This window comes from Burkholderia sp. HI4860 (assembly GCF_002223045.2).
Classification (GTDB): Bacteria; Pseudomonadota; Gammaproteobacteria; order Burkholderiales; family Burkholderiaceae; genus Burkholderia.
Genome location: NZ_NKFO02000003.1, coordinates 2,464,700 through 2,490,307, shown reverse-complemented (window position 1 = coordinate 2,490,307; position 25,608 = coordinate 2,464,700). Strand labels below are relative to the sequence as shown.

Annotated in this window: 26 protein-coding genes and 1 tRNA gene; 15 read left to right on the top strand and 12 right to left on the bottom strand. The window is 67.4% G+C overall.

The features are described 5' to 3' along the window. Positions 1-82 precede the first annotated feature (82 nt). The 4 genes from CFB34_RS26850 (at position 83) to CFB34_RS26835 (ending at position 2,867) form a co-directional block, all read left to right on the top strand. On the top strand, positions 83-1,741 hold the full coding sequence (locus tag CFB34_RS26850; RefSeq protein WP_089440942.1) for an MFS transporter: 1,659 nt from the start codon (positions 83-85) through the stop codon (positions 1,739-1,741). Positions 1,742-1,899: 158 nt separating this feature from the next. Further along, positions 1,900-1,976, top strand: a tRNA-Met gene (locus CFB34_RS26845). A 168-nt stretch (positions 1,977-2,144) separates the two neighbouring features. Continuing rightward, positions 2,145-2,519: a hypothetical protein gene (locus CFB34_RS26840; protein ID WP_089440944.1), complete on the top strand. Its 375-nt coding sequence runs from the start codon at positions 2,145-2,147 to the stop codon at positions 2,517-2,519. 3 nt (positions 2,520-2,522) lie between these two features. Further along, positions 2,523-2,867: a hypothetical protein gene (locus CFB34_RS26835; RefSeq protein ID WP_089440945.1), complete on the top strand. Its 345-nt coding sequence runs from the start codon at positions 2,523-2,525 to the stop codon at positions 2,865-2,867. Between the two features lie 38 nt (positions 2,868-2,905). Here the strand turns inward: CFB34_RS26835 and CFB34_RS26830 are convergent, their stop codons facing one another. Together CFB34_RS26830 and CFB34_RS26825 are read right to left on the bottom strand one after the other, a co-directional pair. Then, on the bottom strand, positions 2,906-3,880 hold the full coding sequence (locus CFB34_RS26830) for a LysR family transcriptional regulator (protein ID WP_089440946.1): 975 nt from the start codon (positions 3,878-3,880) through the stop codon (positions 2,906-2,908). A 178-nt stretch (positions 3,881-4,058) separates the two neighbouring features. Further along, the gene (locus tag CFB34_RS26825) at positions 4,059-5,030 is read right to left on the bottom strand and encodes a GlxA family transcriptional regulator (RefSeq protein WP_089440947.1); all 972 of its coding nucleotides are present in this window, start codon (positions 5,028-5,030) and stop codon (positions 4,059-4,061) included. A gap of 115 nt (positions 5,031-5,145) precedes the next feature. On the opposite strand from CFB34_RS26825, the gene CFB34_RS26820 reads away from it, so the two are divergent. Both CFB34_RS26820 and CFB34_RS26815 read left to right on the top strand, forming a co-directional pair. Then, entirely contained in the window at positions 5,146-5,829 is a 684-nt protein-coding gene (locus CFB34_RS26820) for a DJ-1/PfpI family protein (protein ID WP_089440948.1), read from the top strand. 81 nt (positions 5,830-5,910) lie between these two features. Continuing rightward, complete coding sequence (locus CFB34_RS26815; RefSeq protein ID WP_089440949.1) at positions 5,911-6,222, top strand: cupin domain-containing protein; 312 nt, start codon at positions 5,911-5,913, stop codon at positions 6,220-6,222. Between the two features lie 61 nt (positions 6,223-6,283). On the opposite strand, the gene CFB34_RS26810 is transcribed toward CFB34_RS26815, so the two are convergent. Further along, positions 6,284-6,568 (bottom strand): PAAR domain-containing protein, encoded by a 285-nt coding sequence (locus tag CFB34_RS26810; RefSeq protein ID WP_089440950.1) that lies wholly within the window; start codon positions 6,566-6,568, stop codon positions 6,284-6,286. A gap of 155 nt (positions 6,569-6,723) precedes the next feature. Next, entirely contained in the window at positions 6,724-7,116 is a 393-nt protein-coding gene (locus tag CFB34_RS26805; protein WP_089440951.1) for an MAPEG family protein, read from the bottom strand. Positions 7,117-7,537: 421 nt separating this feature from the next. On the opposite strand from CFB34_RS26805, the gene CFB34_RS26800 reads away from it, so the two are divergent. Next, positions 7,538-10,642, top strand: coding sequence for a transglycosylase domain-containing protein (locus tag CFB34_RS26800; protein WP_089440952.1), 3,105 nt, complete (start codon positions 7,538-7,540; stop codon positions 10,640-10,642). A gap of 52 nt (positions 10,643-10,694) precedes the next feature. On the opposite strand, the gene CFB34_RS26795 is transcribed toward CFB34_RS26800, so the two are convergent. After that, on the bottom strand, positions 10,695-11,024 hold the full coding sequence (locus tag CFB34_RS26795) for a GFA family protein (protein ID WP_089440953.1): 330 nt from the start codon (positions 11,022-11,024) through the stop codon (positions 10,695-10,697). A gap of 156 nt (positions 11,025-11,180) precedes the next feature. Here CFB34_RS26795 and CFB34_RS26790 point away from each other — a divergent pair, with 156 nt between their 5' ends. Then, on the top strand, positions 11,181-11,426 hold the full coding sequence (locus CFB34_RS26790; protein WP_069248784.1) for a DUF1272 domain-containing protein: 246 nt from the start codon (positions 11,181-11,183) through the stop codon (positions 11,424-11,426). Positions 11,427-11,443: 17 nt separating this feature from the next. Here CFB34_RS26790 and CFB34_RS26785 read toward each other — a convergent pair whose 3' ends face one another. Beyond that, entirely contained in the window at positions 11,444-12,127 is a 684-nt protein-coding gene (locus tag CFB34_RS26785) for an FCD domain-containing protein (protein ID WP_089440954.1), read from the bottom strand. A gap of 163 nt (positions 12,128-12,290) precedes the next feature. Between CFB34_RS26785 and dgoD the strand changes: the two genes are divergently transcribed. Then, a complete protein-coding gene (gene dgoD, locus CFB34_RS26780; RefSeq protein ID WP_039359979.1) occupies positions 12,291-13,439 on the top strand; it encodes a galactonate dehydratase in 1,149 nt (382 codons plus the stop codon). Between the two features lie 153 nt (positions 13,440-13,592). On the opposite strand, the gene CFB34_RS26775 is transcribed toward dgoD, so the two are convergent. Then, positions 13,593-14,525: a CopD family protein gene (locus tag CFB34_RS26775; RefSeq protein WP_089440955.1), complete on the bottom strand. Its 933-nt coding sequence runs from the start codon at positions 14,523-14,525 to the stop codon at positions 13,593-13,595. Between the two features lie 192 nt (positions 14,526-14,717). After that, entirely contained in the window at positions 14,718-14,906 is a 189-nt protein-coding gene (locus tag CFB34_RS26770; RefSeq protein WP_146126476.1) for a hypothetical protein, read from the bottom strand. Between CFB34_RS26770 and CFB34_RS26765 the strand changes: the two genes are divergently transcribed. The 3 genes from CFB34_RS26765 to CFB34_RS26755 all read left to right on the top strand — a co-directional run bounded on the left by CFB34_RS26765 (position 14,905) and on the right by CFB34_RS26755 (position 18,570). Further along, positions 14,905-15,669, top strand: coding sequence for a c-type cytochrome (locus CFB34_RS26765; RefSeq protein ID WP_027789194.1), 765 nt, complete (start codon positions 14,905-14,907; stop codon positions 15,667-15,669). The two genes, CFB34_RS26770 and CFB34_RS26765, sit on opposite strands and share 2 nt — an antisense overlap. 19 nt (positions 15,670-15,688) lie before the next feature. Next, positions 15,689-16,987: a cytochrome c gene (locus CFB34_RS26760; RefSeq protein WP_089440956.1), complete on the top strand. Its 1,299-nt coding sequence runs from the start codon at positions 15,689-15,691 to the stop codon at positions 16,985-16,987. 134 nt (positions 16,988-17,121) lie between these two features. After that, positions 17,122-18,570, top strand: a complete 1,449-nt coding sequence (locus CFB34_RS26755; RefSeq protein WP_089440957.1) for a DEAD/DEAH box helicase — start codon at positions 17,122-17,124, stop codon at positions 18,568-18,570. Here CFB34_RS26755 and CFB34_RS26750 read toward each other — a convergent pair. From CFB34_RS26750 to CFB34_RS26740, 3 genes are all read right to left on the bottom strand, one after another. After that, a complete protein-coding gene (locus tag CFB34_RS26750) occupies positions 18,564-19,070 on the bottom strand; it encodes a hypothetical protein (protein WP_089440958.1) in 507 nt (168 codons plus the stop codon). The two genes, CFB34_RS26755 and CFB34_RS26750, sit on opposite strands and share 7 nt — an antisense overlap. A 70-nt stretch (positions 19,071-19,140) precedes the next feature. Then, positions 19,141-19,968: a ferritin-like domain-containing protein gene (locus tag CFB34_RS26745; protein WP_039360322.1), complete on the bottom strand. Its 828-nt coding sequence runs from the start codon at positions 19,966-19,968 to the stop codon at positions 19,141-19,143. Positions 19,969-20,294: 326 nt separating this feature from the next. Further along, positions 20,295-21,935 carry a gamma-glutamyltransferase family protein gene (locus CFB34_RS26740; RefSeq protein WP_089440959.1) on the bottom strand — a complete coding sequence of 547 codons (1,641 nt, stop codon included), beginning with the start codon at positions 21,933-21,935 and terminating at the stop codon, positions 20,295-20,297. A 224-nt stretch (positions 21,936-22,159) separates the two neighbouring features. Here CFB34_RS26740 and CFB34_RS26735 point away from each other — a divergent pair, with 224 nt between their 5' ends. Then, positions 22,160-22,939, top strand: a complete 780-nt coding sequence (locus CFB34_RS26735; protein ID WP_006493999.1) for a DeoR/GlpR family DNA-binding transcription regulator — start codon at positions 22,160-22,162, stop codon at positions 22,937-22,939. A gap of 303 nt (positions 22,940-23,242) precedes the next feature. Further along, a complete protein-coding gene (locus tag CFB34_RS26730) occupies positions 23,243-23,440 on the top strand; it encodes a hypothetical protein (protein ID WP_011353109.1) in 198 nt (65 codons plus the stop codon). A gap of 91 nt (positions 23,441-23,531) precedes the next feature. On the opposite strand, the gene CFB34_RS26725 is transcribed toward CFB34_RS26730, so the two are convergent. After that, positions 23,532-23,900: a hypothetical protein gene (locus CFB34_RS26725; RefSeq protein WP_089440960.1), complete on the bottom strand. Its 369-nt coding sequence runs from the start codon at positions 23,898-23,900 to the stop codon at positions 23,532-23,534. A gap of 162 nt (positions 23,901-24,062) precedes the next feature. Between CFB34_RS26725 and glpD the strand changes: the two genes are divergently transcribed. Next, entirely contained in the window at positions 24,063-25,586 is a 1,524-nt protein-coding gene (glpD, locus tag CFB34_RS26720; RefSeq protein WP_089440961.1) for a glycerol-3-phosphate dehydrogenase, read from the top strand. The last annotated feature ends 22 nt before the right edge of the window (positions 25,587-25,608 follow it).

The window sequence follows — 25,608 nt, the reverse complement described above, 5'->3', positions numbered from 1 at the left end:
AAGTTTCCGTACCAATAATCCTCGACAGGCCCGCCCACCCAAGGCGGCCGCACATCTATATCAAGGGACTTGGAGACGACTCATGGCAACGTTAGGCGGGCAAATTTCCCACTCGCCGATGACGGGCGAAGAGAAGAAAGTGATCTTCGCGTCGTCGCTCGGCACCGTGTTCGAGTGGTACGACTTTTACCTGGCCGGCTCGCTCGCGGCCTACATCAGCAAGAGTTTCTTCTCCGGCGTCAATCCGACCGCCGCCTTCATCTTCACGCTGCTCGGCTTCGCGGCCGGCTTCGCGGTGCGGCCGTTCGGCGCGATCGTGTTCGGTCGCCTCGGCGATCTCGTCGGCCGCAAGCACACGTTCCTCGTGACGATCGTGATCATGGGCATCTCGACGTTCGTGGTCGGCTTCCTGCCCGGCTACGCGTCGATCGGCATCGCCGCCCCCGTGATCTTCATCGCGATGCGGCTGTTGCAGGGCCTCGCGCTCGGCGGCGAGTACGGCGGCGCGGCGACCTACGTCGCCGAGCATGCGCCGGCCAACCGTCGCGGCTTCTACACCGCGTGGATCCAGACGACCGCCACGCTCGGCCTGTTCCTGTCGCTGCTCGTGATCCTCGGCGTGCGCACGTTCATCGGCGAGGAAGCGTTCGGCAGCTGGGGCTGGCGCGTGCCGTTCGTCGCGTCGATCCTGCTGCTCGCGGTGTCGGTGTGGATCCGGATGCAGCTGAACGAATCGCCGGTGTTCCTGCGCATCAAGGCGGAAGGCAAGACGTCGAAGGCGCCGCTGACCGAAGCGTTCGGCCAGTGGAAGAACCTGAAGATCGTGATCCTCGCGCTCGTCGGTCTGACCGCAGGCCAGGCCGTCGTGTGGTACACGGGCCAGTTCTACGCGCTGTTCTTCCTCACGCAGACGCTGAAGGTGGACGGTGCGAGTGCGAACATCCTGATCGCGATCGCACTCCTGATCGGCACGCCGTTCTTCCTGTTCTTCGGTTCGCTGTCGGACAAGATCGGCCGCAAGCCGATCATCCTCGCGGGCTGCCTGATCGCGGCACTGACCTACTTCCCGCTGTTCAAGGCGCTCACGCACTACGCGAACCCGCAGCTCGAGATCGCGACGCAGAAGGCGCCGATCACGGTCATCGCCGATCCGGCCGCCTGCTCGTTCCAGTTCAACCCGGTGGGCACGTCGAAGTTCACGAACTCGTGCGACGTCGCCAAGAGCGCGCTCGCGAAGGCCGGCCTGAACTACGAGAACGTCGCGGCACCGGCTGGCGCGACGGCCCAGATCAAGGTCGGCGACACGGTGATCCCCGCCTATGAAGGCAAGGCGGCCGACGCGAAGGCGCAGGGCGCAGCGTTCGACAAGACGCTCGCGTCGACGCTGAAGGCGGCCGGCTACCCGGCGAAGGCGGACCCGGCGCAGCTCAACTGGCCGATGACGATCGTGATCCTGACGATCCTCGTGATCTACGTGACGATGGTCTACGGCCCGATCGCGGCGATGCTGGTCGAGATGTTCCCGACGCGGATCCGCTACACGTCGATGTCGCTGCCCTATCACATCGGCAACGGCTGGTTCGGCGGCTTCCTGCCAGCCACCGCGTTCGCGATCGTCGCGGCGAAGGGCAACATCTACTCGGGCCTCTGGTATCCGATCGTGATCGCGCTGGCCACGTTCGTGATCGGCCTGCTGTTCGTCAAGGAGACGAAGGACTCGAACATCTACGCGCAGGATTGATGGCGGCTGCGCAGCGGGGACGGTCGGCGGAAGGCCTCCTTCCGAGGACCGGCTCCCGCCCGCAATGAAAGCCGGCATGGGCCGCCGGCAACTTTTTTCGGGAAAGATGGAAAAAGGTATTGACAGCCGGCCGGGTGATCGACATAATTCAAGTCTTCGGCGAATTAGCTCAGTCGGTTAGAGCGACGGAATCATAATCCGCAGGTCCGGGGTTCGAATCCCTGATTCGCCACCAAATGCGAGAGCCGCTGTTTCGAAAGAAACAGCGGCTTTTTCATTTGCATCTTCCGATGCGCCGGTTCCGCTTTCACGAGCCAGCTTTCGCCGCCCCTCAGTCGTGCATCAACACCGCCCTGCTTCACAGGCACAATGACGCCGTCCATCACACGGCCGACGTCACCCGATGATCCCGACCACCCCCGACAAGCCATGGCGCACCGCCGCTCTCGCACTCGCGGCCGTCGTGCTTTGCTATGCCGCCGCCGGTGCGCCGCCCCTCTCCCGCCTGCTCGACCCCGCCGTGATCGGCGAAGGCCTCGCCTTGAAGCCGATCACCTATCACTGGGTCAATCACGTCGACCGCGCGACCCCCGAGGCTGACCTGTTCGCCAGCCGCTTCTACGTGCTGGTGCTGGCCTCACTCAACGCCATGGCCGCGCTGTTTGCACTTGACGCCCACCGCAGCCGCAGGCGCTTCGCACTCGTGCTCGGCTGGGCCGTCGTCATGCTGATCGTGCTCGTCAACGCGCAAATCCAGGCGTTTTACAACGTGGGCTGACCGATGAAGCAACGCATCATGATCGTCATCGCCACGCTGTTCACGCTGATCGGGCTCGTGCCCGTCGCCGGCACGTTCGTCAACCTGTCGACGCCCGACCAGTTGCATCGCCTGCTGAGCTACGACTACATGAGCTTCGCGGACAGCCGCGTCGAACGCGACCTCGGCGATTTCGCCAACGATTTCTACGTCGGCGCGGCGCTGATGCTCGTCGGCGGCACGCTCTTCATCCGGATCGAACGCACGCGCACAGTCGCCCGTATCGTCACGTCGCTGCTGTTCGCGCTGCTCGCCTTCAGCCTCGTCTATGCGTGCCTGAATCCGCGCATCGGCATGCTACCGATCTGATCGGATGCGACTCGCTCGGCCGGTCTCGCCGCGCGCGGCTACGCCGCCACCGAACTGCGCGGCTCTCGCGCCGCCTGCGCCCCCACCCGCCCGCGCCAGTTCTCCCCGCCCTCCAGCGACGGCGTCGACTCGAACACCTCCGCGATCCAGTCGGCGAACACGCGCACCTTCTGCGACAGATGCCGGTTGTGCGGATAGACGATCGAAATCGGCTTCGGCTTCGGATTGCAGTCCGGCAGCACCTCGACCAGCGAGCCGTCGAGCAGGTGCGGCAGCACCATGAACAGCGTCGGCTGGATCATCCCGAACCCTTCGAGCCCGCACGTCACATAGGCATCCGAATCGTTGACCGTGACGCTCCCGTTCATCCGCACCTCGAACGGCTTGCCGTCGATCATGAACACCCACGGAATCGCCCGCGCGCCGTGGCTCGATCGAAAATTCACCGCGTGATGTTCGGCGAGATCGGCAATCTCGTGCGGCTCGCCGTGACGCGCGAGGTAGTCGGGCGATGCGCAGGTCACGCGCTTCAGCATCCCGATGCGCCGCGCGACCATCGACGAATCCTCCAGCGGCCCGACCCGGATCATGCAGTCGATCCCCTCCTCGACCGGATCCACGTAGCGGTCGGAGAGCCCCAGTTCGAGCGTGATGTCCGGGTAGCGCTGCCGGAAAATCGACAGCGACGGCAGCACGATGCGTCGCCCGAGCGAACTCGGCATGTGAACGCGCAACACGCCGCTCGGCTTGCGGTTGCCGGTCTGGAAACTCGCGTCGGCCTCCGCGATCTCCGAGATGATCTTCATGCAATGCTCGTAGTACGCCGCACCTTCCGGCGTCAGCGACAGCCTGCGCGTCGTACGATGCATCAGGCGCACGCCGAGCAGCGCCTCGAGATTCTGGATGATGGTCGTCACCGACGCACGCGGCATCGCGAGCGTGTCGGCCGCGCGCGTGAAGCTGTTCGCGTCGACCACGCGGGTAAAAACTTCCATTGCCTGGATTCGGTCCATGCTGCTCCCCCTTCGAATCGCCAACGGAACAGAATAGAGCGCACGCCGGGCGCGGCACAAGTCCCCACCCATTGTTCTCCGATCCTGAATAGTTTCGGCGTTTCGCATTGGAAAGCGATCGATTTCCGTCCAGTCCCACGCGGCGATCGTTTCGGCCCCGCCGGTCACACGCCGCGCATCACCGCACGAATCGCTCGCGATACCCCTGCGGCGACACGCCCAGCACGCGCACGAAACAGCGGCGCAGCGTCTCCTCCGAGCCGAAGCCGCAACGCGCGGCGATCCGCTTGACGGGCCAGGCCGTTTCGCCGAGCAGGCGTTGCGCGGCCTCGACGCGGATCTGCTCGACCGCGCGCGCGGGCGTGCGGCCGGTTCCGGCGCGGTAGTGGCGCACGAAGCTGCGCTCGCTCATGCGCACGCGCTCGGCCAGCGCCGGCACCGACAGGTCGGCCGTCAGGTGCTCGGCCATCCATGCGTGCAGTTCGCCGAACCGGTCGTCGGTGCGCTGCATCGACAGCATCGTGCTGAACTGGGCCTGCCCGCCCGGACGCTTCAGGAACACGACGAGTTCGCGCGCGACGTCGAGGGCGGTCGCGCGCCCGAGATCCTCCTCGACCAGCGCGAGCGCGAGATCGATGCCGGCCGTCACGCCGGCCGACGTCCACAACGCACCTTCGCGGATGAAGATCGGATCGGATTCGACGCGCACATTCGGATAGCGTACCGCGAATTCGTCGCAGCGCGCCCAGTGCGTGACCGCACGCCGCCCGTCGAGCAGGCCGGCCTCGGCGAGCAGGAAAGCGCCGGTGCAAACCGATGCCACGCGCCGTGTGCGCGCCGCCTGCTGCCGCACCCAGCGCACCAGCCGCGCATCCTTCGATGCCGCATGCACGCCCTTGCCGCCGGCGACGATCAGCGTGTCGGGATGGCGCGCAGCCGCGCGCAGCGATTCCGCCATCACGACCAGACCCGACGACGTCTCGACGGGCCCCGCCTCGGCCGCGATCACGCGCGGCGCATACGGCGCCGGCTGGCCGCGCTCCTGCGCCAGCTCGTTGACGGACGCGAACACCTGCAGCGGCCCCGACACGTCGAGCAGTTGGGCACGAGGGAACGCGAGGACTAGGATCGAACGCGGGGCGGCAGGCATGATGATTGGCTGAAAAAGTGGGTGATATGGCAATTTCGCCAAACACTACGCGCCTAGAATCGACCTGTCCATCCCGTACAAGCTACGGCCCGCCCCATCCAATCGGAGTCTTCGCATGTCCCTGCATATCGGCTTTCTCGTGTTTCCGGGCGTCCAGCAACTCGATCTCACCGGCCCGCACGACGTGCTCGCGTCGCTGCCCGACGCCACCGTTCATCTGGTCTGGAAGTCGCGCGACGCCGTCGCGTCGAGCAGCGGGCTCGCGCTCGCGCCGACCTGCACGTTCGACGACTGTCCGCCGCTCGACGTGATCTGCATTCCGGGCGGGATCGGGATCAACGCGCTGCTGCTCGATGCCGAAACGATCGCGTTCGTGCAGCAGCGCGCGGCCGCCGCGCGCTACGTGACGTCGGTGTGCACGGGTGCGCTGCTGCTGGGCGTGGCCGGCCTGCTGCGCGGGCGGCGCGCGACGACGCACTGGGCGTTCCACTCGCTGCTCGAACCGCTCGGCGCAGTGCCGGTGCACGAGCGCGTGGTGCGCGACGGCAACCTGATCACGGGCGGCGGCGTCACGGCCGGCATCGACTTCGCATTGACGATCGCCGCGGAGCTGGCCGGCGAAGAAGCAGCGCAGGCGATCCAGTTGCAACTCGAGTACGCGCCGGCACCGCCGTTCGATGCCGGTTCGCCCGACACCGCACCGGCAGCGGTCGTGAAGCGCGTCACCGAGCGGTCGGCGGCGGGTTTCGCGACGCGCAAGGCGACGATCGAACAGGCGCTGCGCGCGATGTCGCGCTGAATGCCGACGCCGGAAAATTGACTTGAACGCTCGAAGACTGGAAGACGAGGACGACGCGCATTCGCGCGGGAGAACACATCGATGAACATCATCCGCAGCGCGACGTTCACCGCGGACCGCGCATGGGGCGCGCTCGACATCGCGAACCTGAACGGCATCACGGTCCGCCTGCACTGGACCGACCAGCCGTATCGGTGGCACGTCAACGATGGCGAGGAAGTGTTCGCGGTGCTCGACGGTCGCGTCGAGATGCGCTACCGCGAAGCAGGCGCCGAGCACGCGACGGTGCTCGAAACGGGTGACGTGTTCCACGCATCGGCCGGCACCGAGCACGTCGCGCATCCGCTCGGCGAAGCACGCATCCTCGTGATCGAAACCGAAGGCAGCGTCTGACGGCCCGCGGCCGGGTGTCGATGCCGCGCGGATGGCAACCGCCGCCTCCGCGCGGCCGGTTTCACCCGGTGATCGTCCCGGTGGCCTGCGACGCGATCAGCTTCGGCTGCGGCGTGCACAGGCACTGGCACAGGTCGTGTTCGAGCGCGACGACCTTGCCCATCACGGTCATCGTCCGCTCACCGCCGTCGGACACGATCACGCCCGGCGACTTGCAGGCGGCGCAGAACACCGCTGCGCCGAGATAGGAGAGTTCGCGCCCGTCGAACGACGAATTGGCGATCCCTTCGAGCACGACGCCGCCGTGGTCGGTCGTGTCACCCTTCAGAATGAATTTGCGGCTCATGTTGTCGGTTCTTCCCTCGGAAATGCCGTGCGACGCGGCAGCGCGCAGGCAGTCGGAATCTGCCCGTCGATCGCGGGCGTCCCGCGAGCATATCACCGCCCGCCGCAGCCGCCTCCCGGATCAGGACCCGTGCCGAATGCCGCCGGCGCCGCCATTCAGACGAACAGCGCGAGACACAGCGCGCCGCCGCACAGATACGTGCCGAGCGCACCGACGAAACGCACGGGATTCGGGTCGGCCATCGTCGGCCACGCAAGCAGGCCGATCACGAGCAGGCAGCGGCACGCGGTCGCCGCGACGATCAGCGCCAGGATCGCGCGCGATGGATCGTGTGTGCCGAAATAGAGAAACAGCACCGCGAGAAACGGCGCGTATTCGGCCGTGTTGCCGTGCGCACGCACGATCTTGTGCAACCCGTTCGCGGGATCGGGCGCGCACCCGGAACCGGTCGTGCACCGGAACCGCGTGACGGACACGACGAGCCCGAGCCCGAACAGCAGCAGCCCGAGAATGGCCGTGCAACCGAGCGCGACGGGGTGGATCGGCATGGGACTCCCGGCAAACGCGGAAATGCGCCGCAGATCCAATGATCGTACCCGTGACCGACACACGCGACCATCACGGAAACCCTCAGCATCGCCGTGCGCCGGACACAATTTTACGGTCGGGTTCCGATCCCAATTGTCGCTCCGCCGCGCCGCACGAAACCTGTGCATTGTCCCCGCCGACCCAGCCGTCCGGCCTGCCCACGACGCACCCCGCCGTACGACGCCCCCGGCACGAAACGCGCATACGTTACGCGGCAACGGCATGTACCACCGCAATGCAACGCGGGTGACAGCGCGTCGCGGGCACGCGCGTTGCGCCGACGCATCTCGGTAGTGAACGCCCTTGGCAGCCCGCTGCGGAGGACTACACTAATCCTTAATGGGGTGCGGCCGGAGCCCGCGCCTTCAGGGAGACGCCGCCATGAATCGGCCGCTGAATCGTATCCTGCCGCGCGTGACCGGTCCCGCATCGGTCTGGACGTGGGTCAAGTGGTCTTTGCTGGCCGCGCTGCTGATCGCCGTGGCGATCGTTGCTCGACTCGTGCAGAGCGAGATCGAAACGTCCCGGCTGCAGGCGCACTACCTGTCCGAGCTCACCCGCGATGTCGGCTACACGGTCGAGACGGGCCCGAGCGATCACATCCGCTTCCCCGCGAACGGCCCTTACGACCAGCGCCTCGGCTACGCGATGATTCCGGCGTTCCAGGAGCGGCTGCTCGCGCGCGGCTTCGTCGTCAGCAAGCAGGCGCGCGATTCGCAGCGGATGCTGTCGCTCGGCGAACGCGGGTTGTTCCTCCCGTTTGAAGAAAAGGACCAGGCGGGCCTGATGCTGTTCGACTCGACCGGTGCGCCGCTGTTCGCGACCGTGTTCCCGCAACGCGTCTACGCCGACTTCGACTTGGTGCCGCGCGTGGTGGTCGATTCGCTGCTGTTCATCGAGGATCGCTACCTGCTCGATGCGAACGAACCGAACCGCAACCCGGCGATCGACTGGGGGCGCTTCGGCCGCGCGGTCGCCGACCAGGCGCTGCACGTCGTCAACCGCCACCAGGCGCGCCCGGGCGGCAGCACGCTCGCAACGCAGATCGAGAAGTTCCGCCATTCGCCCGAGGGGCGTACCGCGACGCCGCCCGAGAAGCTGCGGCAGATCGCGTCCGCGTCGGTGCGCGCGTACCTGAACGGCCCCCAGACGATGCTCGCGCGCCGCACCATCGTCGTGCGCTACCTGAACTCGGTGCCGCTCGCCGCACGGCCGCATATCGGCGAAATCACCGGGATCGGCGACGGTCTCGCCGCGTGGTACGGCCGGGACTTCAACGACGTGAACCGGATCCTGTCCGCGCCGACGACCGGCGACAACGTCGACGAGCAAGGCAAGACGTTCCGCGAGGTGCTGTCGCTGATCATCGCGCAGCGCGCGCCGTCGTACTTCCTCAACCGCGGCTACCCGGCCCTGCAGAAGCTGACCGACAGCTATCTGCGGCTGCTGTCGAACGGCGGCGTGATCTCGCCCGCGCTGCGCGACGCCGCGCTTGCCGCGCAGATCGAACGCAGCGCGCCGCCGGCCGCCGCCCACGTGCAGTCGTTCGTGTCGCGCAAGGCCGTGACGTCCGCGCGCGCGTCGCTGCTGTCGGCGCTCGGCATCAGCGACCTGTACCAGCTCGACCAGTTCGACCTGCAGGCGACCAGCACGCTCGACAACGGCGTGCAGCAGGCGGTCGCCGAACGGCTCGCCCAGGCGTCGACGCGCGACGGGGCGCAGAAGGCCGGCCTGTACGGTTTCGAGATGCTCGCGCCGAAGGACGACCCGTCGCACCTCACCTACAGCTTCACGCTGTACGAACACCGCAACGGCGCGAACCTGCTGCGCGTGCAGACCGACAGCGTGAACGAGCCGTTCGACGTGAATCGCGGCGGCCGCATCAACCTCGGCTCGACCGCGAAGCTGCGCACGCTGATCACGTACCTGCAGATCGTGTCCGACCTGCATGCGCGCTACGCGAACCTGTCGAACGCAGAGCTGGCGCGCGTGAAGCCCGACCCGATCGACGGGCTGTCGCACTGGGCGCTCGACTACCTGTCGCATACGCGCGACCGCTCGCTGCAGGCGATGCTCGACGCGGCCGTCGAACGCAAGTATTCGGCGAGCCCCGACGTGTTCTACACGGGCGGCGGCGCGCAGGTGTTCTCGAACTTCGAGAAGTCGGACAACGGCCGCATCCTGACGCTGCACACGGCGTTCGAGCATTCGGTCAACCTCGTGTTCGTGCGGCTGATGCGCGATATCGTCCACTACGAGACGCTGCAGGCGGCCGGCCCGTCGTCATCGTGGCTCGGCGATCCGGAGCAGCGTCGGCATTACCTGCAGCAGTTCGTCGACGGCGAAAGCCAGGTCTACGTGAAGCGCTACTACACGCGCTATGCGGGCAAGGCGCCCGACGACGCGCTCGCGCTGATGCTGAAGGACGTGCGCAAATCGCCGCCGAAGATCGCGACGGTGCTGCGCAGCGTCGCCCCGAACGAATCGCTCGCGTGGTTCGACGCGCAGATGCGGGTGCAACTGAAGGGCACGCCGGCGGCGACGCTGTCCGACGACGATCTTGCGAAGCTCTACGCGAAGTACGCGATCGACCGCTTCAACCTCAACGATCGCGGCTATATCGCGAGCGTGCATCCGCTCGCGCTGTGGACGCTCAACTACCTGCGCGCGCATCCGTCGGCGTCGCTCGCCGACGTCCAGCGCGACAGCCGGGATACGCGTTTCTACACGTACTCGTGGCTGTACAAGACGCGCTACCACGCGACCCAGGACCGTCGCATCCGCCGCATGGTCGAGCTGCGCGCGTACGCGGAAATCACGAAGTCGTGGCGCGCGCTCGGCTACCCGTTCGCGGAAGTCACGCCGTCGTACGCGGCCGCGATCGGCGCATCGGGCGACCAGCCCGACGCGCTCGCGAAACTGATCGGCCTGATCGCAAACGGCGGCCAGAAGGCGCCGACCGAGACGATCACGCGGCTCGACTTCGCGAAGGGCACGCCGTACGAAACGCACTTCGAGCGCGCGGTCGCCCGGCCGCAGCCGATGCTGTCGCCGGAGATCGTCAACGTGGCGCACACGCTGCTGCGCGACGTCGTGCTCAACGGCACCGCGCGCCGCCTCGCGGGCGGCTTCACGCTGCCCGACGGCAAGACGCTCGACGTGTACGGCAAGACGGGCACGGGCGACCAGCGCTTCAACGTCTATGCGCGCGGCGCGCGACTGATCGAGTCGCGCAAGGTGAACCGCAGCGGCACCTTCGTGTTCGTGCTCGGCGACCGGTTCTTCGGGGTCCTGACCGCCACGGCGCACGAGCCGTATGCGGCGCGCTACGACTTCACGAGCGCGATGGCCGTGCAGTTGCTGAAGTCGATGGCGCCGGCGCTCGCGCCGCTGATCGAGCGCCCGGCCGGCACGCGCACCGCGGGCCCCGCCCCGCAGGCGGAAACGCCCGCGCCGGGCGCCGCGACCGCGCCGCAACCGTCCTGACGGCCGCGCGTCCGTCCGTGCGCCGACGCGCCGCTCAATGCGAGCGGCCGTCCTAGTGCGTGACCGGCAGCGCGTCGATATCGACATCCTCGAGACAGCGCACGTTGATCGCGGCCATCGCGGTGCCGTTCGGGTGGACGCCCTCGCCGAACGGGTGAATCCCGCAGCGCTTGCAGAAGCGGTGCTGGATCACGTGCTTGTTGAACATGTAGGTGGCGAGAGCGTCGTCGGGCGTGAGAAGCGTCATGTGGTCGCGCGGCACGAACCACATCAGCGCGCCCTTGCGCCGGCAGATCGAACAGTTGCATGCCATCACGCCCTGCAGGTCGCCTTCCGCCTCGAACTTCACGTCGCCGCAGTGACAGCTTCCGCGATAAAGCATGGTCGTCTCCCGGTGCGGCCCGTGCGCATCGACGGCGCCCCGGCGGAACACCGTTGGCCGGGCCGATCCAAGCGGGTACAGTAGCGCGCACATGCACCGCACGCAATGTCCGAGCGGCGCCCGTCCCGACCCCCGTCCAAACCAAGGAAAACCGTCATGCTCGAACTGCGCCCCGGCTGCGAATGCTGCGACAAGGACCTGCCGCCCGATTCGGCCGATGCACGCATCTGTACGTTCGAATGCACGTTCTGCGCGACCTGCGCCGACGACGTGCTGAAGGGCCGCTGCCCGAACTGCGGCGGCGACCTGGTCGTGCGCCCGCGACGGCCGGCGAGCCTGCTCGCGAAATACCCGGCGTCCACCGAACGCATCCACAAGCCGGGCGGCTGCGCGAACGCTTGACGGCGCCGCCCCTCCCGTCACGACATCTCGATCCGTGCGCGCGTCACCGCGAGCAGCGCCGCCATCGCGCGGCGCGCACCGTCCTCGTCGCGCACGCGGATCGTGTCGCTGACGGCCATGTGCTCGGCGAGCGACGCGTTGTACACGTCCGCGCGGCGCGCATTCAGATGCAGTTGCGCCTCGAGCGTGCGATCGATCAGCGCGCCGAGCGGCACGAGCAATTCGTTGCCGCCGGCCTCGAGCACGCTCAGGTGAAAGCGCAGGTCGGCGCGTACCCATTCGTCGACGTTGCGCGCGGCGGCCATCGCGCGCGCCGCGCCGTCGATCGCGTCGAACGTCTCCGGCGTATGCATGCGCGCGGCGAGCGCGGCCGCGTACGGCTCGACCATCTCGCGCATTTCCTGCAGCTTCAGCGCGAACGCGATCGGCGGCGCGACACGCGCATACCAGTCGAGCAGGTCGGCATCGAGCAGGTTCCAGACGCCGCGCGGCCGCACGCGCGTGCCGATCTTCGGCCGCGACTCGACCAGCCCCTTCGACGTGAGCGTACGCAGCGCCTCGCGCATCACCGTGCGGCTCACGCCGTACATCGCCATCAGGTCGGGCTCCCTCGGCAGCAGCGACTCGGGCGGGTAGTCGCCGCGCAGGATCGCCGTGGCGAGCCGGAAGGCCGTTTGTCCATGCAGGTCGCGTCGAATGATCGTTCTCCGTTATGCCGGTGCCCGGGCGCGCCGGCTGCCCACTATCTGCACAATAGTGCTATTAATACTATTTTTTAACGGGCTGCGCTAGGATAACCGTGAAAGCACGCGACCGTGCGCCGCGCCCGACTGCCCGCGCCGGTCAACCCTGGAGACTCGCACCGTGAAAATCACCCGCCTCGAAACCTTCGTCGTCCCGCCGCGCTGGCTGTTCCTCAAGATCGAAACCGACGAAGGAATCGTCGGCTGGGGCGAACCGGTCGTCGAGGGTCGCGCGCACACGGTCGAGGCCGCCGTGCACGAACTCGCCGACTATCTGGTCGGCCGCGATCCGCTGCTGATCGAGGATCACTGGCAGGTGATGTACCGCGCGGGCTTCTACCGCGGCGGCCCGATCACGATGAGCGCGATCGCGGGCGTCGACCAGGCGCTGTGGGACATCAAGGGCAAGCATCACGGCGTGCCCGTGCACGCGCTGCTCGGCGGCCAGGTGCGCGATCGCATCAAGGTGTATTCGTGGATCGGCGGCGACCGGCCGAGCGACGTCGCGAACAATGCGCGCGCGGTGGTCGAGCGCGGCTTCAAGGCCGTGAAGATGAACGGCTCCGAGGAGCTGCAGATCGTCGACACCTACGACAAGGTCGAGCAGGTGATCGCGAACGTCGCGGCGGTGCGCGACGCGGTCGGCCCGCACGTCGGGATCGGCGTCGACTTCCACGGCCGCGTGCACAAGCCGATGGCGAAGGTGCTCGCGAAGGAGCTCGATCCGTACAAGCTGATGTTCATCGAGGAGCCGGTGCTGTCGGAGAACGCCGAGGCGCTGCGCGACATCGTCAACCAGACCAACACGCCGATCGCGCTCGGCGAGCGGCTCTACTCGCGCTGGGATTTCAAGCACATCCTCGCAGGCGGCTACGTCGACATCATCCAGCCCGATGCATCGCACGCGGGCGGCATCACCGAGTGCCGCAAGATCGCGACGCTCGCGGAGAGCTACGACGTCGCGCTCGCGCTGCACTGCCCGCTTGGGCCCATTGCGCTCGCCGCGTGCCTGCAGCTCGACGCGGTCAGCTACAACGCGTTCATCCAGGAGCAGAGCCTCGGCATCCACTACAACCAGGGCAACGACCTGCTCGACTACCTGCGCAACCCCGAGGTGTTCCGCTACGAGGACGGCTTCGTCGCGATCCCGCAGGGCCCGGGGCTCGGCATCGACGTGAACGAGGAGAAGGTGCGCGAGATGGCGAAGACGGGGCACCGCTGGCGCAACCCGGTGTGGCGTCACGAGGACGGCAGCGTCGCCGAGTGGTGAGCGCGATGCGCGGGGCGCGGCTTCGGCGCGCGCGGCCGGTATCGATTCGAGAACGGCTGCCGACGGGCAGCCGTTTTTGCATGCGCGGTGCGGTGCCCGGCACGTGCCGGATGCGCGACGGCGGCCTTGTATCGCGCCGCGCGCGCCCTGCCGTCAGCCGATCGCCGCGAACCCCGGCACGCTGAACGACAGCACGGCGGCCGCGACGAACACGCCGATCATCGTCAGCGCCTCGAGATGCAGGATGTTGCGGAACGTATGCGCATCCTCGGTCGACGCGGTGCGGCGCAGGCGCGGCAGCGCCGCGAAGCGGTTCAGGCCGCCGAGCACGAGCGCGAGCGCGACGAGCAGCAGCTTCAGCAGCAACACGCGCCCCCACGTGCTGCCGTCGAGCGGCGCGAGCGAACCGCCGAGCCCGCGGAGCGCATTGAGCGCGCCGGTGCCGAGCACGAAGACGACCGCGATGATCGACGTGCGCGACAGGCGCTGGCCGATGCGGATCAGCGCGCCGCGCGCGACCGACGACCCGAGCGCCGGCAGCACCGCGAGCCCGCCCGCGAGCACGAGGCCACCCCACACGGCCGTCGCGAGCAGGTGCAGCGTCTGCACGCCGACCGCCGCGGACAGCGCACCCGTATCGGCCGCATGGCCGAGCGACGCCTTGCCGGCCGCGACCACGATCACCGCGAGCCACAGCACCGCGTGTGCAACCGGGCCCTCCGGCTTCGCCAGCGCGACGATCGCGAGCACCACGGCGCCGGCGAACGCGACGCTCCACGCGAAGCCCGTATGCGTCTGCATCAGCATCACGGGAATCGCGGCGAACGCGCCGCCGAGCCCCGCCCCGCTCATCGTCGCCGCCTCATAGACGAGCCAGCCGAGATCCGCGAGCACCAGCGCCAGCGCCGCCGCGGCCAGCGAATGTTGCGCGCGCAGCCACGCGGGATGCGACGGCGCGACGACCGGACGTGCGCCGTCCTTGCCGAGCCATGCCTTGAGCAGCGCCGAGCCGACCGCCATCGCGAACGCCGCGTCCATCAGCGCCGCGAGCGCGACCTGACCGATCCACAAGCTGTCGAACTTCATCGCGCACACCCTCCCGACAGCGGCAGGCCGACGAGATGGCAACAACGGGATGGACAGCGCGAGGAAGGCAACGGCACGGTAGAAAACGTCATCGATGAATCCGGAAACGGGAGAAATGACTGGACCTGCGGCGGAGGCGGCGCCGCGCGACCCGCGAGTGTACGGTCTTCGATGGGGAAAACGCACGCCGGTTCACACCGACACGTCGCAATGCGCGTCAAATTGTCGCAAGTCGCAAACGGACAGGAACCGATGACCTTTTGCCAAATAGCCGTCATTACCCATCGATGATAGAATGCCGCGTCGCAGCAGCCCGGCTGCCTTGCCGTCATGCGCCGAGCCGATCGTAGCCCGGACAACAGGTCCCCGTCGAATAAACATGGAGTCTCGTGTGTCTTCAAGACGCCTCTTCCGTCCGCTGCTCGCCGTTCTGATGTTCGGCGGCGCGGGCCTTATGAGCGCTGCCCAAGCGCAGACCAAGCCCACGGAGCAAGCGCACGCCCAGCAGGCGCCGCTCAAGGCACCCGATACCATGGCCGAGCGTGTGCGCGGCTGTACGGCCTGCCATGGCGTCCACGGCCAGGGCACGGACAACGACTACTTCCCGCGTCTTGCCGGCAAGCCGGCCGAGTACCTGTACAACCAGCTCGTCAACTTCCGTGACGGCCGGCGCAAGTACCCGCCGATGAACTACCTGCTGACGTACCTGAACGACGACTACCTGCGTGAAATGGCCGAGCACTTCTCGGCCGAACGCCCGCCGTACCCGACGCCGGCGAAGCCGACGCTGCCGGCCGCGACGCTCGCGCGCGGCAAGCAGCTCGTCACGCAAGGCGACCCGTCCCGCAAGCTGCCGGCCTGCGTGGCCTGCCACGGCGCGACGCTGACCGGCATGCAGCCGGCGATCCCGGGCCTGGTCGGCCTGCACGCCGACTACCTGAGCGCGCAGATCGGCGCATGGCGTTCGGGCAACCGTCACGCGAAGGCGCCTGACTGCATGCATGAAGTCGCTTCGAAGCTTTCCGACGAAGACGTGACGGCCGTGACCGCATGGCTTGCCGCGCAACCGGCGCCCGCCAACCCCGTGCCGGCTCCGGCGCGTTCGATGAAGACTCCGCTCGCCTGCGGCAGCGAACCGCAATAAGGCAAGGGAGACAGACACAATGAAACGCAAGTCCCTGTTTGCACTCTCGGCCGTCGCGATCGTCGCGGCTGCCGCCCTCGTGCCGGTCCTGTGGCCGGGCAACGACACGCTGCACGGCGCCTCCGCCGTCGCAGCCACGCCGGCCGACCAGGCCGCGCTGATCAAGAAGGGCGAATACCTCGCGCGCGTCGGCGACTGTATCGCGTGCCACACCGTGCGCGGCGGCAAGTCGTTCGCGGGCGGCCTGCCGATGGCGACGCCGTTCGGCACGATGTACACGCCGAACATCACGCCGGACGACAAGGATGGCATCGGCAAGTGGACGTCGGACGACTTCTACCGCGCGATGCACACCGGTCGCTCGAAGGACGGCAGCCTGCTCTACCCGGGCTTCCCGTTCGCGAGCTACACGAAGGTCACGCGTGCGGATTCGGACGCGATCTACGCGTACCTGCGCTCGGTCGCGCCGGTGTCGGTGCCGAGCCGTCCGCATGAACTGAAGTTCCCGTTCAACAACCGCAACCTGCTGATCGGCTGGCGCACGCTGTTCTTCAAGGAAGGCGAATACAAGCCGGATCCGACCAAGTCGGTCGAATGGAACCGTGGCGCGTACCTCGTCGAAGGCCTCGGCCACTGCTCGATGTGCCACACGTCGATCAACATGATGGGCGGCCCGGTGACGGGCTCGGCATTCGCCGGCGGCCTGATCCCGCTGCAGAACTGGTATGCGCCGTCGCTGACGAACGACAAGGAACTCGGCCTCGGCGACTGGCACGTGCAGGAGCTGTCCGACCTGCTGCAGGCCGGCGTGTCGCAGAAGGGCGCGGTGTTCGGCCCGATGGCGGATGTGGTCCACAACAGCCTGCAGTACATGACCGACGAAGATACGCGCGCAATGTCGACGTACCTGAAGTCGATCCCGCAGAAGGCTGAAGCGCCGAAGAACATGCAGTACGAGCCGTCGAAGCAGTTCGGCAACGCGCTGTTCGAGCAGGGCAAGAAGATCTACGCGGACAACTGCGCGACCTGCCACGCCGAAAACGGCGCGGGCAAGCCGCCGGCGTATCCGCCGCTCGCGGGCAACCACTCGATCATGATGGAATCGGCCGTCAACCCGATCCGCATGGTGCTGAACGGTGGCTATCCGCCGAGCACGTTCAAGAATCCGCGTCCGTACGGGATGCCGCCGTTCGCCCAGTCGCTGTCGAACCAGGAAGTTGCGGCGGTCGTCACGTATATCCGGGTATCGTGGGGCAACAACGGTACGCCGATCTCGCCGCAACAGGTGAGCGACTTGCGTTCCGCGCCGCTCGACTAAGAAGCGGCTGACACAAACGGGGCGCGGCTGCGGGAAACCGCGGCCGCGCCCTTTTGCATTTTGCATTTTGCGATGTCACCTCCCGCGCGGGCCGCGCGCGACGTCGCCGATCATAAAACTGAAGAGTGGTATCTATGTCTTTCGAATCTCTCGGCTTGGCCGAACCGCTGGTCAAGGCGGTCAACGAGCTCGGCTACACATCGCCGACCCCGATCCAGCAACAGGCGATCCCGGCCGTCCTCGGCGGCGGCGACCTGCTCGCCGGCGCGCAGACCGGCACCGGCAAGACCGCCGGCTTCACGCTGCCGATCCTGCAACGCCTGCATACGTTCTACGCGGAACATCGCGGCGCGAAGCGCGCAGTGCGCGCGCTGATCCTCACGCCGACGCGCGAACTCGCCGCCCAGGTCGAGGAAAGCGTCCGTGCGTACAGCAAGTACCTGAAGCTGCGCTCGACCGTGATGTTCGGCGGCGTCAGCATCAACCCGCAGATCGATGCGCTCAAGCGCGGCGTCGACATCGTCGTCGCGACGCCGGGCCGCCTGCTCGATCACATGCAACAAAAGACGATCGACCTGTCGGACCTCGACATCCTCGTGCTCGACGAAGCCGACCGGATGCTCGACATGGGCTTCATCCACGACATCAAGCGCGTGCTCGCGAAGCTGCCGCCGCAGCGCCAGAACCTGCTGTTCTCGGCCACCTTCTCCGACGAGATCAAGGCGCTCGCCGACAGCCTGCTCGACTCGCCCGCGCTGATCGAGGTCGCACGCCGCAACACGACCGCCGAAAGCGTCGCGCAGAAGATCCACCCGGTCGACCGCGATCGCAAGCGCGAGCTGCTCACGCACCTGATCCGCGAACACAACTGGTTCCAGGTGCTCGTGTTCACGCGCACGAAGCACGGCGCGAACCGGCTCGCCGAGCAGCTCACGAAGGACGGCATCAGCGCGATGGCGATCCACGGCAACAAGAGCCAGTCGGCGCGCACGCGCGCGCTCGCGGAGTTCAAGAACAGCACGCTGCAGGTGCTCGTCGCGACCGATATCGCCGCGCGCGGGATCGACATCGACCAGCTGCCGCACGTCGTCAACTTCGACCTGCCGAACGTGCCGGAAGACTACGTGCACCGGATCGGCCGCACCGGCCGCGCAGGCGCGACCGGCGAAGCCGTGTCGCTCGTGTGCGTCGACGAGAAGCAGCTGCTGCGCGACATCGAGCGGCTGATCAAGCGCGAGATTCCGCAGGAAGTGATCGCGGGCTTCGAACCCGATCCGAACGCGAAGCCGGAGCCGATCCAGCAGCGCCGCGGGCAGCAACAGCCGCGCGGCGGTGGCGGTGGCGGCGGCAATCGCCAGCCGCGCGCAGGCGGCTCAGGCCAGCCGGCCGCGAAACGCGACGGCAGTGCGCAACCGAAGGCGACCCAGCAGAAGGCCGCGAAGCCGCGCACGCAAGGGCAAGGTGGCGCCGGCGGCAACGGTGGACGTCCGGCCGGTGGCGGCAACAGCGCGCGCCCGGCGAACGGCAATGCCGCGCACGCGAACCGCAACCGCTCGTCGCGCAGCGGCCAGCGCGGTCATTGAAGCCGTGCGGCTGCGCGCCGCAGGTGCTCGACCTGGCGTTGCCAGCGCGCGAGCACCTCGGCGCGCGCCCCTTCCAGCGTGAACGTGACACCTGTCGCGAGACGCGCATAGCCGACCCGCTGCGCATCGCCATGCGCGATCGTCGCAGCGAATCCGGCCAGTCCGCCGAAGTCTCCTTCGAGCGGCGCCATCCTCAATTGCGCCTGAAAGAACGCGCCGTCCGCGACCAGCGTCAACGCGGCCGACCGCCGTTGCGCGATCGCGCGCGCCGCACGCGATTGCGGCCAGAGCGCCAGCAGCAGCGTGCGCGCATCGTGTGCATAGATTTCGCCGACACCGAGCAGCGTCGTGCGCAACTGGCCATCGTCGGTCGCGACGATCAGCGACGCGGCGAAGTCGGCATGACGCTCGAGCGCGGTACCGTCGAACAACGAGACGACGGCCGGCGGCCACGCGTCGAACGTCCATTGTTCGAGCGCGTGGCGATGGGTATCGGTCATGATGGCGTGGCCCCGGTGGAAAGCGGATCAAGAAGCCGCAGCATACGCGCGTCGGGCCGCGCCGCGGCGCTCAGCGCAGGAACACGTGCCGCGTGATCTTCGTGAGCGGATAGTGAACGCCCGGCTGGATCTTCGCGGGCAGGTCGAGCGGCTTGAGCAGCATCTTCACGCACATGTCGGCCGACAGGTTGCGCCGCACGAGCGTGCTGATGCGCGCGGCGCGTTCGCGGTTGTACTGGCTGTCGCCGACGCGATCCGGATAGCGCACCGCGAACACGTGGCGCAGCGCGATCTCCGAATCCTCGTTCTTGATTTCCATCACGCGGCGCGCCAGCGCGCCGAGCACCGCAAGGCGGCCATTGCCTTCGACCTGGTTGTACTTCTTGAAGAACTTGAAGAAGTGCTTGTAGTGGCGTACTTCGTCGGTGCGGATGTTGTCGGTGATTTCCTTCAGCACGGGCTCGTCCGAGCACTCGTTGATCGCGCGATAGAGCGTGGCCGTGCCCGTCTCGACGACGCAGCGCGCGACCATCTCGAGCGCGCGGGTCTTCTCGAACGCCTCGACCTTGCAGGTCTGCGAATACTCGGCGAAGAAGTTCGCGAACGCGGTATCCCAGTCGAACTCCGGCCACACGTGCGCGATGTACGCCTTCAGCGCGCGCCCGTGCTGCAATTCTTCGTGCTCCCATGCATTGTTGAGCCATGCGGAGACTTCCGGATCGTCGTTGAAGAACTGGCTCAGATTGCTCGTGTAGAGATCCGAGCCGCTTTCGATGAACGACGACGCGCACAGCAGCAGCAACAGATCCTCGTTCGCGGCGGCACGTTGACGATCGATCCGGTTCAGGTCGATGTCCTCGATTCGCCACGGCATCACATGCGTCGTTTTGGTGTCCATGGTAGTGCGCTCCCAGTCGTCGCGCGGGGCCGGCCCATGCCTTCGGCACAGGCGCCGGCCATCCCGCAGGCGGCGTTTTACTTGCGTTTATAGTGGATTGGTCCGGCCGAACCATGCTGGCATCTTAGCCGGACTTTGATGTTCATGCTTCAAAGCACTGACCATACCCGACAAGCGCAGTTCCACGGCGTCTGTTGCCGTTCGTTAGACGAGTCCTTCAAACCGCTTGCGCCCGCGCGGTGATACGGCTTGCCGCAAACGAAACGGGCGGCCGATCGGCCGCCCGCGAAGCACACGACATGCCGGCGAAAGCCGCCGGGAATCCGTCAGAAACCGGCCGCCAGACCGTCGCGCCGGCTGTCGCTCGCGGCCACGTAGCCGCGCTCGCGATCGTCGCGATCGAGACGCCAGATGAACTGCCCCGAGCCGAAATCCATGTAAGGATCGTCGATCGACTTGATCGTATGGCCGCGTGCGGCCAGCGCATCGACGGTCGCGCGATGCATCGTCGCCTCGACGTCGAGCGTGAAGTCGCGGTTGACCTTCCAGCGCGGCGCATCACAGGCCGCCTGCGGTTGCTGCCCGTAGCCGAGCATCCGCACGACGCTCTGCAGGTGCCCTTGCGGCTGCATGTCGCCGCCCATCACGCCGAAGCTCATCACGGCCTCGGTCCGGCCGTCGACCTCCTCGGTGACGAACGCCGGGATGATCGTGTGGAACGGCCGCTTGCCGCCCGCGACGACGTTCGGCGATGCCGGGTCCATCGAGAAGCCGTGCCCGCGGTTCTGCAGCGCGATGCCGGTACCGGGCACGACGAGCCCCGAGCCGAAGCCCATGTAGTTCGACTGAATGAAGCTCACCATCATCCCGCGCTCGTCGGCCGCCGACAGGTAGATCGTGCCGCCCGAATGCGGCCGGCCGGCGGCGAAGTGCGTCGCGCGCGCGGGATCGATCAGTTTCGCGCGCTCGGCGAGATACGCGTCGTCGAGCATCTCCTCGGGCGTGACTTCCATCGCGCGCGGATCGGCGACGTAGCGATAGACGTCCGCGAACGCGAGCTTCATCGCCTCGATCTGCAGATGCTGCGAGTCGACCGAATCGACTGGCCATTCGGTCACGCCCGCGTGCTCGGCAATCCCGAGCGCGATCAGCGCGGCGATGCCCTGCCCGTTCGGCGGAATCTCGTGGATCGTGTGACGGCCGAAGCGCTTGCCGATCGGCTCGACCCATTCCGGCCGGTACGCCTGCAGGTCGGCTGCGGTCAGCGCGCCACCGCCTTCGCGGGAGAACGCGGCGATGCGCTCGGCGAGCGCGCCCTCGTAGAACGCGCGCGCACCCTCCTTCTGCAGCGTGCGCAACGTCTGAGCATGGCCCGGCGGGCACACGCGCTCGCCCACCTGCGGTGCGCGGCCGTGCGGCATGAAGGTGTCCGCGAAGCCCGGCAGCCCCTTGAGTTCCGGCACCGCGGCCGCCCACTTGTGCGCGACGATCGGCGGCACCGCATAGCCGCGCTCCGCGATCTCGATCGCCGGTTCGAGCAGGTCCGCGAACGGCAGCGAACCAAACTTCGCATGCAGCGCTTCCCAGCCCGCGATCACGCCCGGCACGGTGACGGTATCCCAGCCGCGCGTCGGCTTGTTCGCGATGCCGTTGCCCGCGTCGCCGTGGCGCGTGCGGAAATAGTCGACGTTCCATGCGGCTGGCGCGACGCCCGACGCGTTCAGCCCGGACAGCCGCTCGCCGTCCCACACGAGCGCGAACGCGTCGCCGCCGAGCCCGCACGACACGGGCTCGACGACCGTGATCGCGGCCGCGGCGGCCAGCGCCGCATCGACCGCGTTGCCGCCCTTCCACAGCATCCGCAGCCCGGCCTGCGCGGCGAGCGGGTGCGACGTCGACACGACGTTGCGCGCGAACACCGGAATGCGGGTCGTCGGATACGGGTTGTGCCAGTTGAAGCCAGTCATCGGTTCCACCTCGTCGAAAGCTGAATGATCGCGCCGGACGCGCACCCCCGCGTGCGCGGGCAATCCGCCATTGCAGCGCGATCGGCACAATCGCACAAATTCATTTGTCACATGAATCCATATGATTTCCGCATGAATATCAGGTAACCCTGCCGGCCGGGCCGGCTGAACGCCGTTGCCGCCCTTACAATACCCGCTCCGTCTCACGACACGACCATCGAGCCATGACCCGAGATCCCCGCCTCACCCTCAACGCGCGCCAGCAGGAATTGCTCGAATGGGTGCAGCGCGACGGCTTCGTGACCGTCGACGATCTCGCCGCGCACTTCGCGGTGACGCCGCAGACGATCCGCCGCGACGTGAACTGGCTGGCCGACCTGAACCTGCTGCGCCGCTACCACGGCGGCGCGAGCCTGCCGACCAGCTCGGAGAACGTGTCGTACACCGCGCGCCAGCGGATGTTCCACGACGAGAAGCGGCGCATCGCGGCGCTCGCGGCGTCGCACATTCCCGACCAGGCGTCGCTGTTCATCAACCTCGGCACGACCACCGAGGAAGTCGCACGCGCGCTGAACCGCCACCACGGGCTGCACGTGATCACGAACAACCTGAACGTCGCGTCGATGATGAGCGGCTACCCCGACTGCGAGGTGCTGATCACGGGCGGCATCGTGCGGCCATGGGACAAGGGGATCGTCGGCGAACTCGCGATCGACTTCATCCGCCAGTTCAAGGTCGACTACGCGATCATCGGCACGTCGGCGATCGAGGCCGACGGCACGCTGCGCGACTTCGACACACGCGAGGTGCGCGTGGCCGAGGCGATCATGCAGCATGCGCGCACCGTCTATCTCGTGACCGACCATTCGAAGGTCGGCCGTCCCGCGCTGGTGCGCCAGGGCCACCTGAGCCAGGTGCACGCGCTCTTCACCGACAAGCCGCTGCCGCCCGAGATGGCCGACACCGTGGCGGCCGCCGGCACCCAGGTGTACGTCGCCGAGTGAGGGTTCCGATGCTGCACTGCACCTAAAACTTCAAGTGAAATCAAGAAGTTGGCGTCGCGAGCAAACCGCTTGCGCGCGGTCCGGCTGTCAAAGGGAAAATTAACGGGGCACGATTTGTCGTTGCCTGCGCGCTCGACTAGACTCCAGTTCCCCGGCCTATTTCGACCGTTCCGCCTGTGCCAGGGCGCGGACGAATGGCATGGCCGGCGAATACAGCTTTCCCCCCAAGCCATACCCCGATGGGTATCGCGCGTCGGCCCGTGCGCCGGCTGCGCGGGCTGACTGGTCGCCATGGAGAGAACGATGCTGAGTCCGCATGAATTCGCCACGCTATTGCTTGTGAAGGACGCTCCCGATCAAACCCACATGGATCGGGACGAAATCGACGCACTGCTCGAACAGCAGCTCGTCCGTCTGGAAGGCCTCGGTTCGGGACGCAAATACTGCGTGACCGAAACCGGCGACGCCGCGCTGCGATCCATCAAGTACCGCTATTCGTAAAACCACACCATTCCCGACCTGACCGCGCCGCCCGGATGCCGGGCCGCGCGGTCACTCCCGCTTCTCTCCCACCGCCCCGCCGCAGCCTGCTTCAGCCGCCGCGCAGCGTCGGATCGACCGCCGCCCGCCAGCTGATGGCCTGCGCCCGCGCACCGTTGAAATACGCGATCCAGCCGGCACGCGCCGCCGCGTCCGGCGCCGCATAGTGCGTCGAAAGTTCGTTTACGAACGCACAATAGTTCGCCTCGGTCAGCCCGCGATACCGTTTCGCCACGTACGCGTCATACAGCGTCGAGTAGACCGGCTGCGCGTCCGTGCCCCAGTCCCGCGCCGTGCCGCCGCACGACGTCTGCAGGTCGGCGAACGACGGCGTGCGCCAGTTGCCGGCGAGCGGCGGCATCCCGGCAGTGCACCCCGCCAGAAGGACGGCGCACGCGCCGGCCCACATCCCAATACGCATGATTCACCTCGTGAAACGGTCGATTTCGCCAGTATCGTCCGGGATCGCGCCGCGCGCTACTGGCCCCGCTTTATCGAACTTTACTTTTTCGATTTCGTTCGTTAAATTTCGAATTCGAACATTTTCTGTTCAACCCTTTCCCTCAGACGATAAGGACAGCAGGTGACCCAACCGAATCGCTACGATCTGCTCGTCGTCGGCGGCGGCATCAACGGCGCGGGCATCGCGCGCGATGCGGCCGGCCGCGGCCTGTCGGTCATGCTCTGCGAGCAGGACGATCTCGCGTCGCACACGTCGTCGTCCAGCACGAAGCTGATTCACGGCGGCCTGCGCTACCTCGAGTACAACGAGTTCGGGCTCGTGCGCAAGGCGCTGCAGGAGCGCGAGACGCTGCTGCGCGCGGCGCCGCACATCATGTGGCCGCTGCGCTTCGTGATGCCGCACATGCCGAACCTGCGTCCGGCCTGGCTGATCCGCATCGGCCTGTTCCTCTACGATCACCTCGCGAAACGCGAGCTGCTGCCCGGCTCGCGCGGCATCGACATGCGCCGCCATGCGGCCGGCGCGCCGCTGATCGATTCGATCAAGCGCGGCTTCGTCTATTCGGACGGCTGGGTCGACGACGCGCGCCTCGTCGTGCTGAACGCGATGGATGCGAAAGAGCGCGGCGCCCGGATCCTGACGCGCACGAAGCTGGTGTCCGCCGAACGCCGCGGCGACGAATGGGAAGCGCAACTGCAGCACGCCGACGGCTCGATCCGCGTCGTGCATGCGCGTGCGATCGCGAACGCGGCCGGCCCGTGGGTCGGCGACGTGCTGAAAGGCGCGCTCGGCCGCGGCGCGCACCACAGCGTGCGGCTCGTGAAGGGCAGCCACATCATCACGCGCCGCCTGTTCGATCACGACCACGCGTACATCTTCCAGAACCCGGACAAGCGGATCATCTTCGCGATTCCGTACGAACACGATTTCACGCTGATCGGCACGACCGACGTCGAATACACGAACGATCCCGCGAAGGTCGCGATCGATCGCGACGAGACGCAGTACCTGTGCGACTCGATCAACCGCTACTTCAAGCGCAAGATCTCGCCGGCCGACGTGCACTGGACCTACTCGGGCGTGCGCCCGCTGCTGGAAGACGAGAACGCCGCGAACGCATCGGCCGTCACGCGCGACTACCGGCTCGAGCTGGACGACGGCGCGGGCGCCCCGCTGCTGTCGGTGTTCGGCGGCAAGATCACGACGTTCCGCAAGCTCGCGGAAGAAGCCGGCGACATGCTGTGCAGCGTGCTCGGCCACGACGCGAAAACCTGGACGGCCGGCGTCGCGCTGCCGGGCGGCGACATCGCGAACGCGAAGTTCGACGCATTCGCCGATACGTTCGCCAAACGCCATGCGTGGCTGCCCGCCGCGCTCGCCCGCCGCTATGCCCGTGCCTACGGCACACGCGCGGAGCGCGTGATCGACGGCGCGAAGTCGCTCGCCGATCTCGGCACCGAAATCGCACCGGGTATCTACGACGCCGAACTGCGCTACCTGCGCGACGCCGAATGGGCGACTTGCGCGCAGGACGTGCTGTGGCGCCGCTCGAAGCTCGGCCTGCACGTCGCGCCCGGCACGCTCGACGCGGTGACCGCCGCGGTCGACGCGTGGTTCGCCGCCGCGCACGCGCCGCACGCCTGACCGGAATGCAGTTGCAGTTGCT

Bases quoted from the DNA above. Each gene is read 5' to 3' on its own strand.
- CFB34_RS26850 (WP_089440942.1), top strand. From the start codon at position 83: ATGGCAACGTTAGGCGGGCAAATTTCCCACTCGCCGATGACGGGCGAA.
- CFB34_RS26840 (WP_089440944.1), top strand. From the start codon at position 2,145: ATGATCCCGACCACCCCCGACAAGCCATGGCGCACCGCCGCTCTCGCA.
- CFB34_RS26835 (WP_089440945.1), top strand. From the start codon at position 2,523: ATGAAGCAACGCATCATGATCGTCATCGCCACGCTGTTCACGCTGATC.
- CFB34_RS26830 (WP_089440946.1), bottom strand. From the start codon at position 3,880: ATGGACCGAATCCAGGCAATGGAAGTTTTTACCCGCGTGGTCGACGCG.
- CFB34_RS26825 (WP_089440947.1), bottom strand. From the start codon at position 5,030: ATGCCTGCCGCCCCGCGTTCGATCCTAGTCCTCGCGTTCCCTCGTGCC.
- CFB34_RS26820 (WP_089440948.1), top strand. From the start codon at position 5,146: ATGTCCCTGCATATCGGCTTTCTCGTGTTTCCGGGCGTCCAGCAACTC.
- CFB34_RS26815 (WP_089440949.1), top strand. From the start codon at position 5,911: ATGAACATCATCCGCAGCGCGACGTTCACCGCGGACCGCGCATGGGGC.
- CFB34_RS26810 (WP_089440950.1), bottom strand. From the start codon at position 6,568: ATGAGCCGCAAATTCATTCTGAAGGGTGACACGACCGACCACGGCGGC.
- CFB34_RS26805 (WP_089440951.1), bottom strand. From the start codon at position 7,116: ATGCCGATCCACCCCGTCGCGCTCGGTTGCACGGCCATTCTCGGGCTG.
- CFB34_RS26800 (WP_089440952.1), top strand. From the start codon at position 7,538: ATGAATCGGCCGCTGAATCGTATCCTGCCGCGCGTGACCGGTCCCGCA.
- CFB34_RS26795 (WP_089440953.1), bottom strand. From the start codon at position 11,024: ATGCTTTATCGCGGAAGCTGTCACTGCGGCGACGTGAAGTTCGAGGCG.
- CFB34_RS26790 (WP_069248784.1), top strand. From the start codon at position 11,181: ATGCTCGAACTGCGCCCCGGCTGCGAATGCTGCGACAAGGACCTGCCG.
- CFB34_RS26775 (WP_089440955.1), bottom strand. From the start codon at position 14,525: ATGAAGTTCGACAGCTTGTGGATCGGTCAGGTCGCGCTCGCGGCGCTG.
- CFB34_RS26765 (WP_027789194.1), top strand. From the start codon at position 14,905: ATGGAGTCTCGTGTGTCTTCAAGACGCCTCTTCCGTCCGCTGCTCGCC.
- CFB34_RS26770 (WP_146126476.1), bottom strand. From the start codon at position 14,906: ATGTTTATTCGACGGGGACCTGTTGTCCGGGCTACGATCGGCTCGGCG.
- CFB34_RS26760 (WP_089440956.1), top strand. From the start codon at position 15,689: ATGAAACGCAAGTCCCTGTTTGCACTCTCGGCCGTCGCGATCGTCGCG.
- CFB34_RS26755 (WP_089440957.1), top strand. From the start codon at position 17,122: ATGTCTTTCGAATCTCTCGGCTTGGCCGAACCGCTGGTCAAGGCGGTC.
- CFB34_RS26750 (WP_089440958.1), bottom strand. From the start codon at position 19,070: ATGACCGATACCCATCGCCACGCGCTCGAACAATGGACGTTCGACGCG.
- CFB34_RS26745 (WP_039360322.1), bottom strand. From the start codon at position 19,968: ATGGACACCAAAACGACGCATGTGATGCCGTGGCGAATCGAGGACATC.
- CFB34_RS26740 (WP_089440959.1), bottom strand. From the start codon at position 21,935: ATGACTGGCTTCAACTGGCACAACCCGTATCCGACGACCCGCATTCCG.
- CFB34_RS26735 (WP_006493999.1), top strand. From the start codon at position 22,160: ATGACCCGAGATCCCCGCCTCACCCTCAACGCGCGCCAGCAGGAATTG.
- CFB34_RS26730 (WP_011353109.1), top strand. From the start codon at position 23,243: ATGCTGAGTCCGCATGAATTCGCCACGCTATTGCTTGTGAAGGACGCT.
- CFB34_RS26725 (WP_089440960.1), bottom strand. From the start codon at position 23,900: ATGCGTATTGGGATGTGGGCCGGCGCGTGCGCCGTCCTTCTGGCGGGG.